We start from the raw sequence: 18,687 nt of genomic DNA on the forward strand, positions 1-18,687 counted from the left end.
TGTTGAGGAGTTGATAAGACTTTTTTGTTATTAACTAATTAATTTTATATTTTTGAATAATTAAACCGCTTTCTATAATAGAATTGACGTAATAGTATAGGAGGGGAAATTATGAAAAAAGTAGCGATAATCACAGGTATTTCTTCAGGGATGGGAAAAGCGGCGGCTTTGTACTTTAAGGAACAAGGTTTTGAAGTCTATGGTGGCGCACGTCGAATTGAGAGATTAACTGATTTAAAGGAACAAGGTATTCACACACAGAGTTTGGATGTGACTGATGCTATTTCAGTGCGTGCCTTAGTCGATCGTACTATTAGTGAACAAGGCCAAATTGACGTCTTAGTAAATAACGCTGGTTATGGTGAATTTGGTCCGATTGAAGAGGTGCCAATTGAGAATGCTAAAAAGCAATTTGATGTCAATGTCTTTGGAGCTGCTCAAATAACAAAATATGTTTTGCCACAGATGAGACAACAAGGTTCAGGCCGTATCGTCAATATTTCTTCAGTTGGTTCTAATATTTACAGTCCTCTTGGTGGTTGGTATTACACAACTAAAGCTAGTTTGAATATGTGGAGTGATGTCTTAGATCAAGAGGTCAAACAATTTGGAATTCGTTCAGTTATCGTCCAACCGGGTTTGACTAAGTCTGAATGGAGCAAGATTGCCTTTGAAAATGCTAAGAAGAATTTAGTTGAGAATTCACCCTATGAGAATATGCTTGATAAAACAGAGGAACTCTTTTCAAAGATTACTTTCAGTGAAGCAACGGCTGAGGATTTGGCAAAAGTATTCTATAGAGCTGCAACTGATATTAAGCCAAAACGTCGATACTATCATTCAATCGTTGATCATGGGATGGTCCTAGTGGCTAGAACGATGCCTAATACTTATCGAGCAGTTTTATCCAAGATGATGAAGGGGATTTAATATGGCATTTTTTGGATTTAAAGATATTGATAAATTGTCAGAAGTCGATATGGCTATTTATCGATATATCGTTGATCACGATGAACAAGTTCCTTTAATGAGAGTACGTGACTTGTCTCAGGGAGCACATGTATCAAATTCTTCCGTTATGCGCTTTATTCATAAGATTGGCTATAGTAGTTTTCCTGAGTTCAAGGTTTCATTTAAAAGTGAGAATCAGGATTTAATGCGTTCAAAGAGTGATGTTTTGAATATTATTGATCGAAATGCTTTTCCCAATGATATTGAAAAGACAATTAAGTTGGTAGCTCATTTGATGTTAGATGCTGATAATATTGTCTTCTTTGGAATGGGGGGATCTGGTGCAATTGCTGAATATGCCTCCAGACAAGCGGCGTCATTAGGATTCAATTCATATGCGGTTAAAGATCCGTTTTATCCTTTGATTCAACAATTACACAATACTTCCAATAATGTTATTGTTACCCTGTCAGTTTCGGGACGAACTAGTGAGATTTTGGAAACTTTAAATAATTTTGTTAATAGTCCGGATACAATTTTGGTCAGCGTGACGGGAAATATTGAGAGTCCCATCGCTAGAATTGGTCGCTATGCGCTTAGCTATAATATTCCAGAAACTAGAATTCATAAATACTATGATTTAACAAGTCAGGTACCGTGTGTTTATATCGTTGATGGTTTATTGATGGAACTGCATAATCAAGATATTAGTCGAAAAATATAATAAGGAACATGCTGTACCACGATTGGAATATCATTCAAAGCCTAGGTACAGCAATTCAAAACGCTTACAAAGTATTCACATCTTGTAAGCGTTTTTCTATACTAGTATTTGTAATCAAATAAAGGGGGATTCAATATTATGATGAACAGTTTCAATGCGTTCATGGAAAAACACATTGTTCCGTTTGCTACTAAGTTAAACGAACAACGTCACATCGCTGCTATCCGTGATGCTTTCATGTACACATTTCCAATCACAATGGCTGCTTCACTGGTTATTTTGATTAATAATCTTATTTTTTCAAAACAAGGTTTCATTGCACAAATTTTATTCTTACCGAAATTTTTCCCACATTTGGAAGAAGCACAAAAGCTTCTTACTTCTGTAACTAACGGAACAATGAATATTCTTTCAATCTTCATTGCCTATCTAGTTGCTAGAAACTTGGCTAAGTATTTCAAAGCCGATGATATGCTAGTTGGTATGACTGGTATCGCAGTATTTATGATTATGTACACACCTTCAATCATGAAGGGTGGAGTTACATATCTACCAACAACATACCTTGGTGCTCAAGGTTTGTTCGTTGCTATGCTCTGTGGTGGTTTAGTTGGTGAATTCTTACCAAGACTAACAAAGATCAAGAAACTACAAATTAAGATGCCTGAAATGGTTCCACCTGCTGTTGCTCGTTCATTCAACGGCTTGATTCCAATTGTTTTTGTTATTATGGTTGCTTCAATTTTGAATTATCTTATTCAATTAGTTGCACCCGGTGGTATTAATGATGTTATCTACAAATCAATTCAAACACCATTAACACATATCGGAGTTAACTTGTACGGTGTTATCATTATTGCCATTGTTCAAAACTTACTATGGCTTGTAGGTATTCATGGTCCAAATACTTTGAATGCTTTGAGATCAATGATCTTTACTGAAGCTGATATGAGTAATCAAACATATATCAACCTTCATGGTGTTGTAGGTGTTCCACATCGTGTTACATGGGGAATTCTAAACGATGTATTTGCTAACATGGGTGGTTCTGGTATGACTTTAGGTCTTATCATTGCAATTTTCTTAGTATCAAGAAGAAAAGATTACCGTGCTATTGCTAAATTGGCTTTTGTTCCAGGACTATTCAATATCAATGAACCTTTGATGTTTGGTCTACCAATCGTTTTAAACCCAATCATGGCTATTCCATTTGTATTAACACCTGTTGTTAATATCTTGGTTGGTTACTTTGTAACTGTTGTCTTTAATTGGATACCATCGCCGGCCATAGGTATGACGTGGACGACCCCTGGACCTTTAATGCCGTTCTTAGGAACTGGTGGTAATTTGTTAGGGTTAGTAATTGGATTTGTTTGTTTAGCAATTTCCGTAGCTATGTACTTCCCATTCGTATTGGCAGCTAACAAGATGGCTGTTCCTGACGATGATGAAGACAAAGATGAAAAAATTGAAAAAGGTGCCGAAGATGAAGACATCAACGGTACTGTAGAAGCTTAATTATAAATATATAACGATGATGTAACGCATTTGAGGAGGACAAATTTATGACATTAAAAGGAAAAACATTTCCAGATGGATTTTTGTGGGGTGGCGCTGTAGCTGCTCACCAATTAGAAGGTGGGTTTGATCAAGGTGGTAAAGGTATCAGTACAGCTGATGTGATGACTATTGGAGCCAACGGTGTGCCTAGAAAAATTACTGATGGAATTGATCCTAATGAATTTTATCCTAATCACAATGCAATTGATTTCTATCATCGTTATCCTGAAGATATAAAATTATTTGCTGAAATGGGCTTCAAGTGTTTTAGAACATCAATTGCCTGGACAAGAATTTTTCCCAATGGTGACGATGAACAACCTAATGAAGCCGGATTAAAGTTTTATGACGATATGTTTGATGAACTACACAAATACAACATTGAACCTGTAATTACGTTGTCCCATTTTGAAATGCCATATCATTTGGTTAAAAAATATGGTGGTTGGCGCAGTCGTAAGGTAATCGACTTCTTTGTTAAATTTGCTACAGTTGTCTTCAAACGTTATAAGAATAAAGTTAAATATTGGATGACTTTCAATGAGATCAATAATCAAACTGATTATGAATCAACTCACGCTTTGTTCACTGATTCAGGAATTGTTCCTAAACCAGAAGAAAATAATGAAAAATTGATGTATCAAGCAGCTCATTACGAGTTAGTTGCTAGTGCCAAAGCTGTCAAAATTGGTCACGAGATCAATCCTGATTTTCAAATTGGTTGCATGATTGCAATGACTCCAATTTATCCACTTACATCTAAACCAGAAGATATCCTATTTGCTCAACGCGCGATGCAAACAAGGTTCTGGTTCGCTGATGTTCACGTAAATGGATTCTATCCACAATGGTTGTTGAATCATTTCCAAGAACGTAATTTTGATTTGGATATGAACGACGATGATTTGCAAGTGTTAAGCCAAGGTAAAGTTGATTACATTGGTTTCAGTTATTACATGTCCTTTGCAGTTAAGGATACTGGCAAGCTTGAATACAATGAAAGTCATGATCGCGTTAAAAATCCTTATGTCAAAGCTAGTGAATGGGGTTGGCAAGTCGATCCAGTTGGCTTGAGATATGCTCTAAACTGGTTTAATGATCGATATCACTTACCATTATTTATCGTTGAAAACGGACTTGGCGCTATCGATAAAAAGGCTAGTGACAACAAAGTTCACGATGATTATCGAATTGACTATATGACTGATCATATCCGTGCAATGAAACAAGCTGTTTTGAAAGATGGTGTTAATTTGATTGGCTATACCCCTTGGGGCTGTATTGATTTGGTAGCCGCAAGTACCGGTCAAATGTCTAAACGCTATGGTATGATCTACGTTGATGAGAATGATGATGGAACAGGTAGTTTGAATCGTTATAAGAAAGACTCATTCTATTGGTTCCAGGATGTCATCAAAACCAATGGTGCGGAGATAGATTAAGATGAAAAATTATGTAGGTTTAGATATTGGAGGAACTTCAGTCAAGTATGGTTTAGTTGATGAAAATGGAGTTGTATCCAATAAAGGACATTTTAAAACTAACGTCGATGATCAAGCTGGGTTATTAAATGACTTGGTGACCGCTGTTAAAGAAATTCAATCACTTGATAAGGACGTTTTAGGAATCGGTGTCAGTATGCCTGGTGTCGTTCAAGTAGATGGCTTCCTAACAACTTCTGGTGCTGTGAAATGTTTTACAGGTATCAATTTGGCTCAATTATTAGAGGAAAAAACAGGCTTGCCTGCTAAAATCGAAAATGACGCTAATGCTGCAGCAATCGCTGAAAAGTGGATTGGTTCAGCTCAAGGAGTCCACGACTATATTGGCTTAGTTCTAGGAACTGGAGTCGGTGGTGCGATGATTATTAATGATCAAATCTATCGTGGTGCTCATGCTCGTTCTGGTGAATTCGGTTGGATGATTGTTGAAGATGATGATATTGATGTTGAGATGGGCAGTCTAAATTTCCGTGGTGCAACTGTCATTGGCTTGATCAGACGATATAATCAGTTCAGTAGTCAACCAGTTGAAGATGCCCGCCTAATCTTTAAACGTGCTGATGATGGGGAAGTTTTAGCTCAGAACGTTTTGAAGAGTTACTATCATAGTCTGGCAAAGGGAATTATCAATTTGGAAGTTTCTTTTGATCCAGCAGTAGTAATTGTTGGTGGTGGAATTAGTGCCAATACTGAATTCATCGATAATCTAAATAAGACGATTAAAGAAGTTAAAGCTACACATAATAGTATTAAGGATATAGATTTACCACTTGTCAAAGCAGCAAAGTTAAAGAATGATGCTGGGATGATCGGTGCAGTTTATCAATTGATTCACGCCTAAAAATTATGAAGATAATGAGGGGATATTGATAACAATGATTTTGGTTACTGTATTATTCAAATTGAATGGTGTGTTGTTCTATGGAAATCGTATTTTAGACTGTGTTCCAACATAAAATGATTTCATTCATTTTGAGGATTCAAAATTTAAGTGTTTGCAAAAACACTGAGGGGTGAAATTTATGAAAACATGGTTTAACGAAAAAGTTATGCCGGGTATGATGAAGTTTGTCAATACTCGAGCTATAACTGCCATTAAAAATGGTATGTTAGTATCATTGCCATTTATTATGATTGGTTCTGTTTTCTTACTATTGGCTTCATTTCCAGTTCCAGCAGTTGCTCACTGGATGGATGCTACGGGGTTAACTCCATATTGGAACCAAGCATATAATGCTTCATTCGGAGTTATGGCAATTTTTGCTGTTGTTGGTATTGCATATAATTGGGCTAAGGATGCTGGTTTTGAACCACTTCCAGCCGGAATGACTGCTTTGGTCAGTTTCTTCTTAATTATGCGTCCCACAACTGCTGTTTTAAACGGAACAAAGACTGTTATCTCAGCCAATCAAGCACCAACAATGCTTGGTGGATTCATTGATAGAACTTGGCTAGGTGGTCAAGGTATGATTGCCGCAATTCTAGTTGGTTTGATTACTGGTTGGGTATATTCATGGTTCCTAAAACATCACATTACTATCAAATTGCCTGAACAAGTTCCACCTGCAGTTGCAGAATCATTTATTGCATTGATTCCTGCGTTTGTAATTGTGTGTGGTTTCTTGATTATCTATATCTTCTTTGATTTAGTAGCACATCAAACTGTTACACAATGGATTTATACAACAATTCAAACACCTCTACAAGGTTTGACTGATTCTGCCGGTGGTGTCTTCTTAGTTGGTATTTTAATTCCATTCTTATGGTTCTTTGGTGTTCATGGTTCAACTATTGTTAGTGGTATTATGAGTCCATTACTACAAGCTAATGCTTTACAAAATGCAACTATTTTCAAAGCACATGGAGTTGTAACACAAGCCTTAGGTGGCCATATCTTTACACAATCATTACTTGATCAATTTGGTACCGTTACAGGTGCCGGAATGACATTTGGACTTGCTATTTATATCTTATTCTTCTCCAAATCAGCGCAACTTAAAGGTATTGGTAAATTAGCATTTATTCCAGCTATCTTTAATATTAATGAGCCAATTCTCTTTGGTATGCCAGTTGTTTTGAACCCTATTATGGTTGTACCATTTATGTTCATGCCAACATTTTCAATGCTTTCAACATACTTCTTAATTAAGATTGGTATTCTTCCATATCTAAATGGTGTGCAGGTACCATGGACTACTCCACCAATTGTTTCAGGATTCTTAGTTGGTGGTTGGAAAGTTATGGTTTGGCAAGCAATTATTATTGCTTTATCATTCTTCGTTTACTATCCATTCGTACACAAGCAGGATATGATTCTTTACAAGCAAGAAAAAGATGAAGCTGCAGGTATTAAAGCTTAATAAAAACGGAAAACTCATAAACCACAATTCATGGTTTATGAGTTTTTTTGTCCAATTTGTATGTTTCCCCCTTGTCATAATAACTATCAATAATAAATAAAGATGATAGGATTTGTGTCGAACCAAAATAATTTTAAATATTAAATATTTTTATCTGATGGGGGTGAGAATATGAATGATTGGTTCAATAAAAGGATTATGCCAGGTATGATGAAATTTGTTAATACCCGTGTCATAACCGCAATCAAAAATGGTATGTTAGTTTCCTTACCATTCATCATGGTGGGTTCTGTTTTCTTGCTACTTAGTTCATTTCCAGTTCCAGCGGTTGCTAATTGGATGAACAAGGTTGGTTTAACGCCATATTGGACACAGGCTTATAATGCTTCATTTGGTGTTATGGCAATCTTTGCTGTTGTTGGTATTGCCTATAATTGGGCAAAGGATGCTGGGTTCGAACCACTTCCAGCTGGAATGACAGCTCTAGTCAGTTTTCTATTGATTATGCGTCCAACTACAGCAGTTATGAATGGTACTAAAACAGTTATTGCTGCAAAACAAGCACCTACAATGTTAGGTGGATTTATTGATAGAACTTGGCTAGGTGGTCAAGGGATGATTGCTGCAATCCTAGTTGGATTGTTGACAGGTTGGATCTACTCTTGGTTTTTAAAACATCATATAACAATTAAATTACCTGATGCCGTACCACCCGCAGTTGCTGAATCATTCATCGCTTTGATTCCAGCTTTTGTAATCGTGACAGGCTTCTTGCTCGTTTATATCTTCTTTGATTTAGTAGTACATGAAACTGTAACACAATGGATCTATACAACAATTCAAACACCTTTACAAGGAATAACTGATACAGCCGGAGGTGTCTTCTTAGTTGGTATTTTGGTACCATTCTTGTGGTTCTTTGGTGTTCATGGTTCCATCATTGTTGGAGGAATTATGGGACCACTACTACAAGCTAATGCACTCCAAAATGCTCAAATTTTTAAAGCTCACGGTGTTGTAACCCAAGCTTTAGGTGGACATATCTTTACACAATCATTAATGGATCAATTTGGTACCGTTACGGGGGCCGGAATGACGTTTGGATTAGCTGTCTATCTTTTGTTCTTCGCTAAGTCAGTACAATTAAAGAGTATTGGTAAATTGGCATTTGTTCCAGCCATATTCAATATCAATGAGCCAATCCTCTTTGGTTTACCAGTCGTTTTGAATCCAATCATGTTGTTGCCATTCATGTTCATGCCAACATTTTCAATGCTTTCAACATACTTCTTAATTAAGATTGGTATCTTACCATACCTGAATGGTGTACAAGTACCATGGACTACACCACCAGTAATTTCAGGATTCTTGATTGGTGGTTGGAAAGTTATGATTTGGCAAGCTATCATCATTACCGCATCATTCTTTGTTTACTATCCATTTGTACACAAACAAGATGCAATCCTTTATAAACAAGAACAAGCTGAGGCTAGTGCTAAAGCTTAATATATTAGGTTGTTAAAGACTCATGGGTATTGTAAGCTCATGAGTTTTTTTATTTACTGCAATTTATTAGAGTATGTATACATTACTTTTATTAATCGTTATATTGATTAAGTGAAAAATTAAGGGAAAGGATAAAGCAATGTCTATAAATCATGAAATTATAACTAATAAAAATAATTTACCCGTTAATATATTTTCTTTTTCTGCTCAAAATTTGGATAGATATATTCCCAAACATTGGCATCAAAATACCGAGTTATTATTTTGCATCGAAGGTAGTTTAAGAGTATGGGAGGGAAGCTCAGAATATTTATTGAAAAGTAATGACGTCATAGTGATTAATCCTAATCAAATACATGCTACGCAAAGTCCAGAAAAGAATTTGGTTTTAGTTATTCAATTTCCGTTGGATTTTATGAAGACGGTTTCGACGGGTGAATATAATCGATTATGGCTTTTTGACGTTAATACTCTTAAAAGTCCTTTAAAGAACAAATCAATATTTAAATATTTAAATAATCTCGTAGAGGAGGTTAATTATGAGTCATCGAATAATATAGAAAATAATTTGAAAAAAATGGCCAATGTTTATAATTTATTAGCACGACTGGTTGTCACTTCAATAATTGAGGTAGACGATGCAACTATTAAAAAGAATGATAAAAATTTGAGTCATTTATCTAAAGTTGTTACATACATAAACGAAAATTATAAACAAGAGATCAGTTTAGATGATGTATCAGCAAAATTTAATTATTCTAAAGAATATTTTTCACGTTATTTCAAAAAATATTTGGGAATTAATTTCACTGATTATGTCAATGCTATTAGATTAGATGATGCCTTTAAAAGGTTGATAAACTCAGATCAAAATTTGTTAGAAATTTCTTTAGATGTCGGGTTCGTTAATTACAGAAATTTTTATAATCTATTTAAAAAAACGTACCAAGTGTCTCCTAGAGAATATCGAAACTTATATCAAAAAAAGTAGATATATTACATGTTTTTGGTAAATATAGAGCAAGATTCAGTATATGAAAGCGCTTAATATAAGGAATGTAATAAAGAAATATTATTTAGGGGGACAAAATAATGAAAGATAAAATACAAGCGTTTTTCAATAAGATAACTCCGGCGCTTGATAAGTTTAGTACTAATAAATATTTACAGACCATAATGGGTGCAATGATGGCAACCCTTGGTCCAGTAATTTTAGGTTCTATAGCGGTATTATTATCTATTTTCACCGGTAAATTAAAAATTGCTCCGTTAACAAATGTTTTGACAGCAATTAACACATTTACAATTGGATCTTTAGCCTTATATATTGCCTTTTTAATGGCTAAGTTTTTAGTACCACATTTCTTAAAAAATGATGATGGTTCAATGGCCGGAATTATTTCAATAATGTCATTTTTAATTTTGACTCCATTAGGTCAAATAACTCATAAAGGTGGCGATATTGCCGCCATTCCGACAACATGGTTATCAGCACAAGGTGTGTTCTCAGCAATGATTGTTGGTTTAATTGTAGGAAGATTTTACGTTTATATTAAACAACATGGATGGACAATTAAAATGCCATCTAGTGTTCCACCAATGGTTTCAGATGCTTTTAGTGCTCTAATTCCCGCAGTCGTAATTGGTGCCGTCTTTGGTGTCATTAGTTATCTATTTGCTTTAACAAGTTGGGGTAGCGTCCATCAGATGATCTTCTCACTTATTCAGCAACCATTACGTAACGTGGGTGGCTCTATCTGGGCAATGATTTTAGTCAGTTTGTTGATGCAAATCTTATGGTTCTTTGGAATCCATGGTACAAATGTTATCTTGCCATTAGTTACACCTATTTGGCTTTCAATGGATATGGAGAATTTGAGTGCGGTTGCCAAAGGCCAAACACCTCCAAATATTATTGGCTTAGCATTCTTTAATGTTATTACTTGGAGTGGTTTAGCACTAGGTTTGGTTCTATTGATGATGTTCGCTTCTAAGAGTAAACAATATAAAGAATTGGGACGTCTATCGATAGTTCCAGCATTATTCGGTATTACAGAGCCAGTTATATTTGGAACACCATTAGTATTAAACTTTGATTTAGCCGTACCATTCATTACAAATAATACAATTGCTTTAGTTATTTCATATCTGTTAACAAAAGTAGGAATTGTTTCTAGATTTATTGGTGCACAGGCCGTCTTTGGATTGCCATTAGGTTTCCATGCTGCAGTTGAAGGACATGTTTCAATTATCATCTTACAAGTTCTTTTACAATTAGTTCTTTCACCATTGTTATGGTATCCATGGTTCAAACATCTAGATAATAAAGCATATAAATTGGAACAAGAAAGTAAATAATTAGTAAAGGATTTGTGATTCATGGAAGAAAGAAAATTACGAGAATTACTAAATAGTTTAAGCTTAGATGAAAAGATTGGGCAATTAATTCAATTATCAGGTGAATTTTTTAGTGCTAAAGATGTTTCGCTTGGTCCACAGAAGAAGTTAGGTATCACAAAGGAAATGGTTGATTTATGTGGGTCGGTTATGAACGTCGTTGGTGCCAAGGAAACACATAGAATTCAAGATGATAATTTGAAAAATAAGAAACATCCAATTCCTTTGATATTTATGTCAGATATTATTTATGGATTAAAGACTGTTTATCCAATTCCATTAGGGTTAGGCGCTACATGGGATCCGGATTTGATTCAAAAGGCATATCGTAATACAGCTGAGGAAGCTTATGCGAGTGGTAATCAGGTAACATTTGCTCCAATGATAGATTTGGCACGTGATGCCAGATGGGGGAGAGTTCTAGAGTCTACTGGAGAAGATCCATACTTGAATTCTAGATTTGCAGAATCTATGGTAAAGGGATTTCAAGAGGATTTACCTAAGTATGGGATAGCCTCTTGTATAAAACACTTTGCAGCATATGGTGCCGTTGAATCAGGTAGAGAATATAATGCCACAGATATGTCTGAAAATAGATTGAGACAATATTATTTACCATCATATAAGGCTGCTGTCGATGCGGGTGCCAAGATGGTCATGTCATCATTTAATACTCTAAATGGTGTTCCAGTAACAGGAAATAAATGGATTTTAAAAGATATACTCCGTAAAGAATGGAATTTTGATGGAATTATTATCAGTGATTATGCGGCTATTTCTGAATTAGTAGCACATGGTTTTGCACAAGATAATAAACAAGCTTCAAAATTGGCAATGAATGCAACTGTTGATATTGATATGAAGTCTCCCTGTTACGCTAACGAATTGAAGCCATTAGTTAGTGAAGGAGAATTAGATGAAAAGAAAATTGACGATGCCGTTTGGAGAGTACTAAAACTCAAGAATGAATTAGGATTATTTGAGGATCCATATCGTGGTTCATCTGAAGAACTTGAAAAGAAATCTGTTTTAACTCCAGAGAAGAGACAATTGGCTCGAAAAGTTTCCACTGAAGCAATGGTGCTACTTAAAAATAAGAATAACATCTTGCCATTAAATCCTAAGGATAATAAAAAGATTGCGCTCATTGGTCCATACGAAAATGAACATGAATTACTTGGACTATGGGCAGTACACGGTGATAGAAAAGAAACAGTGACAATTGAGGATGGATTTAAAACATATTTGAACTCAGATAAATTGTTGACTGCCAAAGGAACTGATATTTTACGTGATAAGGCAATGTTTAAAGGCATTGGTTTGAATGAAGAACAAATCAAAAAAATAGTTTCATCAGATGCAGTTGAAAAAGAAAATAACGATAAAGCACTAGAAGCTGCCCAAAAGGCTGACATTATTGTATTTGCTGGTGGAGAGCATACTATTGAAAGTGGTGAAGCTGGTAGCAGGGGGAATTTGACATTACCTGATAATCAATTGCATTTGTTGAATAAATTATTTGAATTGAATAAACCAATCATTTTAGTAAATATTAGTGGTCGTCCTATGATTTTAACCGATATTGAACCTAAGTTAGAGGCAATTATTCAGGCGTGGTTCCCAGGAACAGAGGGTGGTAATGCCATTTCCGATATTATTTTTGGTAAGGCCAACCCTTCAGGGAGATTATCAATGAGTTTCCCTTATGCAGTGGGGCAATTGCCAGTTTATTATAGTCAATTCAGTACAGGTAGATCAGTAAGAACATCTACTCACAGTAGTAGATTTATGTCTAAATATTTGGATATTCCTAATGATCCATTGTATCCATTTGGTTATGGTCTTTCTTATAGCGAAGTTTGTTACGATAACTTAAGACTATCATCCAAAGAAATGAATGGTGAGTCAGATAAAATTGTGGCTACTATAGATTTACAAAATAAAAGCAATGTTGATACTACTGAAATAGTTCAGCTCTATTTACAAGATAAATTTGCTTCGGTAGTTTAACCAATTAAGGAATTGAAGAGTTTCAAGAGAGTTAGTTTAAAAGCAAAGGAACAAAAAAATGTTTCATTTGATATAACCTCAGATATGCTTAAATTCTATGGGACTAATAATAAGTTGACGCTTGAACCTGGAGAATTCAATGTGTTTGTTGGACCGAATAGCGATACTGATCAATATGATTCATTTGAATTGAAATAGAAAATAAATAAAAGAGTGAATGGAATTTTTTATCCCGTTTACTTTTTTATTTATCTAAAAATAAAATTAAGAAGAAATTGTGTGTGTATTTTCCAATTACATTTAAAAAAAATAAAATGATATAATATTTTTTAACATTAATATTGATTTACATGACCAATAGTAATAATATAATGCCCAAGGAAACACGAAAACAACGTGCTGAAAGTGGGGAGATTATATGGGGAAATATTTGAATACTAAAAATCATTGGTTAAATATAATTTGGATCATTATTAATGCAGTGTTATCAGCATTCACAGCAGTTTTATTAACATATTCAACGAATGCCATTTTTGATAGAAATATCAAGAAATTGTTTTTCTGGTGTTTAATCAATCTTGCAGTATGGATTCTATTATTATTGAGTGATTACTATCAGGCATTCTTTCAAGAAAAATTTGTTCAAAAGATCTGTGCAGATTTGCGTGTGAAGATTGCTACCGATATGTCAGAGGATACTTATTCACATTTTCATAAAATGAATACGGGGCAATATATTTCTCAATATACAAATGATGTTGGGATGATCGAAAAAAATTACTTGAACAATCTTTATTTGGTTTTATCCAACATCTTTGCGATCATATCATCGGCGATTGCGTTGGCTCTTTATAGTTACTATTTATTGGCGGCAACTGTAGTATTAGCAGGAATTCTCATGACTTTGCCTAATTTACTTTCCAAGCCAATGGGGAAGGTTACTGAAGAATTGTCCAGTTCCAATGAAAAATTAAATAGTAAAATTTCTAATATTTTGAATGGCTTTGACGTACTTTATAGTTATAATCGTTTATCAGTTTTGCCTAAATTGGTTAATAAATATTCTCGACAATATTCGAAAAATAAGGTTGATTATATAAAGACTTCTAAGCGCGTTGAGAATTCCATTGGTAGTATAAGTATTTTCTGTCAGATAGGGATAGATTTATTAACGGGGATTCTAGCAATTGGGCAAATAATTCCCATGGGAGCTATTAGCTCTACTGGTAATTTGGCAGCGACTTTATTTAATTCGTTATCTCAAATTGGCAGTGAATATACGCAAATTAAGGCAATCAATCCTATCATAGAAAAATTAAAAGTTAATTTAACTCGCCAAAAGGAAATTACGAATTCTCAGTCAGAATTACCTAACTTTGAAAAGAATATTCAGATTAAAAATTTATCTTATTCGATTGGTGGAAAGGATATTTTAAAAAATCTTAATTTATCAATAAATAAAGGTGAAAAAGTGCTGATTACTGGGAATAGTGGGGTCGGTAAAAGCACTCTCTTAAAGATAATTAGTGGACAGATTAAGAACTATGAGGGGCAAGTTTTAATTGATGGATTAGATTTGAAAGATATTGATTATAAATCATTAAATAAAAATGTTACATATATTGATCAGAAACCATATCTTTTCGCTGAGAGTATTAAGAATAATGTGACTCTCTGGAAACAAAATATTGAGGAGAAACTATTCAAAGAATCTCTGAATATGGCAAAAGTAGATTTTCTTAATAACGATGATGTAGTTGTTCAAGACGATGGCTTGAATCTATCGATAGGGCAACAACAAAGAGTGGCTTTGGCCAGGTATTATATTAAAGGAACGCCGATTGCATTGTTAGATGAAGGTACGTCGGCATTAGATTACGATACGTCTTCAATAGTAGAAAGAAACTTGCTTGATGATCAGAAGAGAACAGTAATAGAGGTGGCTCATAAGTTTAATAAGGAGAACAAAAAGTATTTTACTCAAACTATAAATTTGGAAAATATTTAATAGGTTATTACGCAAAAAAATCGTATCAGTAGATGGATTCTACTAATACGATTTTTTTAATCTAATGCTTGTTCAGCTTGTTTTGCTTGAACACGTTCACTTATCTTCATAAATGGTAAGTAGAAGAACACGCCAATTATAATTGTAAGTATTTGAACTAAGACGGCTCGCCAATCGCCAGCAGTTGCTAGATAGGCTGATAACAATGGTGGAGTAGTCCAAGGAACCATTACGACAACTCGATTCATAAATCCAATTGCAGTAAAGAAGTAAGCAATTAGGATACCAATAACTGGAGTTAATACGAATGGAATCATCATAGGAATGTTGAAGACGATTGGATATCCAAAGATAACTGGTTCGTTAATGTTGAATAGTCCGGGAGCAATGGCTAGTTTGCCTAATTCTCTACCTGATTTTTGTTTGGAGAATAAGAAAATGGCAATCAATAAACAAATTGTTGATCCAGTTCCACCCATCATTCCGAAAGTATCACGGAAAGTATTAGTTAAGATGTATGGTGCTTGATGTCCAGCAGCAAAAGCGGCTGTGTTTTTGTTCATATTTATTAATAGAACGGGATCAAGCAAGGTACCATTGATAACTGTTTGGTGAATACCAAGTGTGAATAGAAAGTTACCAATTGAGTAAATAAATAACATTCCGAATAGACTGGTATTAACTTTTCTAAGAGGCTCTTGGATTACATTAGTAATCAATGTAACAAGATCAGTATTTCCAAAAACGGCTAGGAGTGCAGCAATTAATGCAAAGAGACTAGCTGTTAAAATTGCGGGAATTAAAGAGTTGAATGATGCAGATACAGCAGGTGGAATATTATCACCTAAATTGATTTGTAAATGTTTAATATTTGATAGTTTAATAAAAACTTCAGTAGCTAATAAACCAACGATAATACCACTAAACATACCGGTTGTTCCTAAATTACTAAATGAAAGCATGCCAGACACGTCAACAGCCTTTTTAGCACCTGTAGGGATTACGCTTAATGAAATAGGCATTGTCATAATTAAACTGGCTAATGAAATAATTGCAGCTGCGATAGGGTTACTATAGCTTTTGTTACGTGCTAAACAGAATCCGATTGCGGGAGCCAACATTAGACCGGCAATGTTTAAAGTACCGTTAGAAATTAAATTTCCCCAAACTTGTAGATTGGTTAAAGTAGTGCCACTTGCTAATTTAGGGAAAACTACGTTATTAATCAGAACTCCGACACCAGCTAGGATGAATAGGGGCATGATAACGGCGAAAGCATCACGTAATGATCTTAAGTGAACTTCAGATCCAATACGTGCGGATACAGCGGCAAATTTATCAAAGAATTTTTGACCTTTGCTTTTACTAGCATCCATCTTGATCACTCCATTCTATAGAATATTTCCATTTGATTTGATAACTTCTTTAAACCAATTGAAACTCTTTTTAGGGACACGTTTCATATCTCTAAGATCATGATTGCCACGATTTACATAAACTATTCCGTAACGTTTTTCCATATTTCCTTGTGAACTAGGAATATCAATCAATCCCCAACCGAGATAACCCATAACATCAACACCATCAATGCTTACGGCATCTTTCATAGCTTGAATATGGTCTCTGTGATATTTAATACGATAATCATCGTTGATAGGATTCTTGCCGTCCCATTTTTCACTAACACCAATTCCGTTTTCAATTGGGAAGAGTGGAAGGTGGGTTTCATTAGAAATAGTAGTTAAAACAGTTCTGAAACCTAATGGATCAATTTGCCAATCCCATTCGTTAGTCAAGAGATAAGGATTAGGTTTATGACCTTCGATACTGTAGAAGTTAGGGCAGGTATTTATTGGAATCAAAGTACTGTCGATAGTTGAAGTTGAATAATAGCTGAAACTGATAAAGTCACTCTTAGTATGAGAAATGATTTCCATTTCTTTAGGATCTAAAATATCGTCAAGTTGATTTAATTTCATATAGTGAACAACTTCGTCGGAGTACTTTCCTTCAGTAAACAGACGAATTAGGTTGTTATCTGCAAATTCGAGGAATTTTCGTGTAGCGGCAACATCTGTAGGTAATGCTGTTGCAGGATAAACTTCTTGATAGGCTAGCATGCCACCAATTTGTGTATTTGGATAATTTTCATGAACTTCATTAGCAACGGCAGCGTGGCAAAGGAATACATGTTGTTGAATTTGATATAGATCTCTAATTGAATTGTCACCTTTGTAACCACTAATTTTGAAAGCTTCAGGAACACTGTAAAGATTTTGTTCGTTAAAAGTGATCCAGTATTTAACTTTGTTACCAAAGCGTTTAAGCATTTCTTTTCCATAACGGATAAAAGCGTCGACTACGTGTTGACTGACAAAACCATTATATTTTTCAGCCAAGTGTAGTGGCATATCAAAATGGTATAAACAAATCATTGGTTGAATGTCATTGGCCAATAATTCATTGATTAAATCGTCGTAAAATTTGATACCTTCTTCGTTAAAGTCGCCATCACCATCAGGATTTACACGACTCCAAGAAATTTGAAATCTGTAGCAGTTCATACCTATGTCTTTCATCAATTTGATATCTTCTGGATAACGATGATATTCATCGATAGCTACTTTCCAATCTGAAGCGTCATCAGTGGCTTTTCGAATATCGTAAACTGATTTACCCTTACCACCTTCGTTATAGGCACCCTCTGTTTGCATACTAGATGTTGAGTTGCCCCATAAAAAGTCTTTTCTTAATTCATTCATAAAAATTGTCCTCCTTTTACAACACGAATTGTACACGCTTACAGTTAACTTGTAAACCCAAATTATTAAATTGAATTATCACGTTTTCAAACCAGTTAAACACGGGTATTATAAGGTTAAAGATAAGATTGAGGTAGAGAACCATGTCAAAATATGAGGAAATAGCTAACGATATCATAGAAAAAATTAGATCCGGTGCTTATAAATCTGGTAGTCCACTTCCTGATCAAAAAACGATGGCAACGGAATATTCAACGAGTCGAATGACACTGCAAAAGTCTTTGGCGATATTAAAAACTAAAGGGTATGTCTATAGTCAACAGGGCTCAGCAACTTATGTGAAGAATAATGCCGACAGCATCGCTAACATGGATATTGGTGTGGATCAGTACGTTGGTACTTCTAGTCTTTTAGGAAAAGATCACAAAGTGGTTAGTAAAATAATTGAATTTAATTTGAGATATCCCAGTGATGATGAACAGAAGGATCTGAAGATTTCAGCTACTGATGCGATTTATGATATAAAAAGATTGCGAATAGTAGATGGAGAACCATATGCATTAGAGTTCACCAAGATGCCAGTAAATGTCATTCCGGGAGTTAACGATGATGTTTTACATAAATCAATCTATGGATATATTCAAAAAGATCTGAAATTAACAATCGGTGCGGCAGATAGGACCATTATGGCAAAAAAGCCTAATAGTGAAGATATTAAGTATCTGAAGATAGATAAAACAGATCCTATTTTGAATGTAAGCCAAGTAGTTTATTTAGACGATGGAACTCCATTTGAAAAGTCTTCGACGGATAGATCTTATGACACTGGTGGTTATAGGGTATTTCTTTCACATAAAAGTGATTTTTAATAAAAATAAAAGAGTGTTCATATCATTTCCAATGTAAA

Annotated in this window: 15 protein-coding genes; 13 read left to right on the forward strand and 2 right to left on the reverse strand. The window is 34.7% G+C overall.

What is annotated here, in order from left to right:
• Positions 1 to 111: 111 nt before the first annotated feature.
• The 12 genes from ATN92_RS14420 to ATN92_RS14470 all read left to right on the forward strand — a co-directional run bounded on the left by ATN92_RS14420 (position 112) and on the right by ATN92_RS14470 (position 15,018).
• On the forward strand, positions 112 to 930 hold the full coding sequence (locus tag ATN92_RS14420) for an SDR family NAD(P)-dependent oxidoreductase (protein ID WP_056953062.1): 819 nt from the start codon (positions 112 to 114) through the stop codon (positions 928 to 930).
• A 1-nt stretch (position 931) separates the two neighbouring features.
• Positions 932 to 1,675 carry a MurR/RpiR family transcriptional regulator gene (locus ATN92_RS14425; protein ID WP_054643512.1) on the forward strand — a complete coding sequence of 248 codons (744 nt, stop codon included), beginning with the start codon at positions 932 to 934 and terminating at the stop codon, positions 1,673 to 1,675.
• Positions 1,676 to 1,816: 141 nt separating this feature from the next.
• Positions 1,817 to 3,193, forward strand: a complete 1,377-nt coding sequence (locus tag ATN92_RS14430; RefSeq protein WP_056954016.1) for a PTS sugar transporter subunit IIC — start codon at positions 1,817 to 1,819, stop codon at positions 3,191 to 3,193.
• A gap of 47 nt (positions 3,194 to 3,240) precedes the next feature.
• Positions 3,241 to 4,677, forward strand: a complete 1,437-nt coding sequence (locus ATN92_RS14435; protein WP_056953069.1) for a 6-phospho-beta-glucosidase — start codon at positions 3,241 to 3,243, stop codon at positions 4,675 to 4,677.
• 1 nt (position 4,678) lies between these two features.
• Positions 4,679 to 5,578: an ROK family protein gene (locus ATN92_RS14440; RefSeq protein ID WP_056953078.1), complete on the forward strand. Its 900-nt coding sequence runs from the start codon at positions 4,679 to 4,681 to the stop codon at positions 5,576 to 5,578.
• 181 nt (positions 5,579 to 5,759) lie between these two features.
• Complete coding sequence (locus tag ATN92_RS14445) at positions 5,760 to 7,097, forward strand: PTS sugar transporter subunit IIC (RefSeq protein WP_056953088.1); 1,338 nt, start codon at positions 5,760 to 5,762, stop codon at positions 7,095 to 7,097.
• Positions 7,098 to 7,268: 171 nt separating this feature from the next.
• Positions 7,269 to 8,603 (forward strand): PTS sugar transporter subunit IIC, encoded by a 1,335-nt coding sequence (locus ATN92_RS14450; RefSeq protein WP_056953092.1) that lies wholly within the window; start codon positions 7,269 to 7,271, stop codon positions 8,601 to 8,603.
• Between the two features lie 139 nt (positions 8,604 to 8,742).
• A complete protein-coding gene (locus ATN92_RS14455) occupies positions 8,743 to 9,594 on the forward strand; it encodes a helix-turn-helix domain-containing protein (RefSeq protein ID WP_056953094.1) in 852 nt (283 codons plus the stop codon).
• A 101-nt stretch (positions 9,595 to 9,695) separates the two neighbouring features.
• Positions 9,696 to 10,961: a PTS sugar transporter subunit IIC gene (locus ATN92_RS14460; RefSeq protein WP_056953096.1), complete on the forward strand. Its 1,266-nt coding sequence runs from the start codon at positions 9,696 to 9,698 to the stop codon at positions 10,959 to 10,961.
• Between the two features lie 21 nt (positions 10,962 to 10,982).
• Positions 10,983 to 13,010 carry a glycoside hydrolase family 3 N-terminal domain-containing protein gene (locus ATN92_RS14465; RefSeq protein ID WP_234032613.1) on the forward strand — a complete coding sequence of 676 codons (2,028 nt, stop codon included), beginning with the start codon at positions 10,983 to 10,985 and terminating at the stop codon, positions 13,008 to 13,010.
• A gap of 12 nt (positions 13,011 to 13,022) precedes the next feature.
• The gene (locus ATN92_RS18925; RefSeq protein WP_234032614.1) at positions 13,023 to 13,208 is read left to right on the forward strand and encodes a fibronectin type III-like domain-contianing protein; all 186 of its coding nucleotides are present in this window, start codon (positions 13,023 to 13,025) and stop codon (positions 13,206 to 13,208) included.
• 220 nt (positions 13,209 to 13,428) lie between these two features.
• Positions 13,429 to 15,018, forward strand: a complete 1,590-nt coding sequence (locus tag ATN92_RS14470; RefSeq protein WP_056953098.1) for an ATP-binding cassette domain-containing protein — start codon at positions 13,429 to 13,431, stop codon at positions 15,016 to 15,018.
• A gap of 56 nt (positions 15,019 to 15,074) precedes the next feature.
• Here ATN92_RS14470 and ATN92_RS14475 read toward each other — a convergent pair whose 3' ends face one another.
• Both ATN92_RS14475 and ATN92_RS14480 read right to left on the reverse strand, forming a co-directional pair.
• On the reverse strand, positions 15,075 to 16,394 hold the full coding sequence (locus tag ATN92_RS14475) for a PTS sugar transporter subunit IIC (RefSeq protein ID WP_056953100.1): 1,320 nt from the start codon (positions 16,392 to 16,394) through the stop codon (positions 15,075 to 15,077).
• A 15-nt stretch (positions 16,395 to 16,409) separates the two neighbouring features.
• Positions 16,410 to 17,780 carry a glycoside hydrolase family 1 protein gene (locus ATN92_RS14480; protein ID WP_082604546.1) on the reverse strand — a complete coding sequence of 457 codons (1,371 nt, stop codon included), beginning with the start codon at positions 17,778 to 17,780 and terminating at the stop codon, positions 16,410 to 16,412.
• A 143-nt stretch (positions 17,781 to 17,923) separates the two neighbouring features.
• Here ATN92_RS14480 and ATN92_RS14485 point away from each other — a divergent pair, with 143 nt between their 5' ends.
• On the forward strand, positions 17,924 to 18,649 hold the full coding sequence (locus ATN92_RS14485; RefSeq protein ID WP_056953102.1) for a GntR family transcriptional regulator: 726 nt from the start codon (positions 17,924 to 17,926) through the stop codon (positions 18,647 to 18,649).
• The last annotated feature ends 38 nt before the right edge of the window (positions 18,650 to 18,687 follow it).

The sequence above is a fragment of the Companilactobacillus bobalius genome (assembly GCF_009764355.1).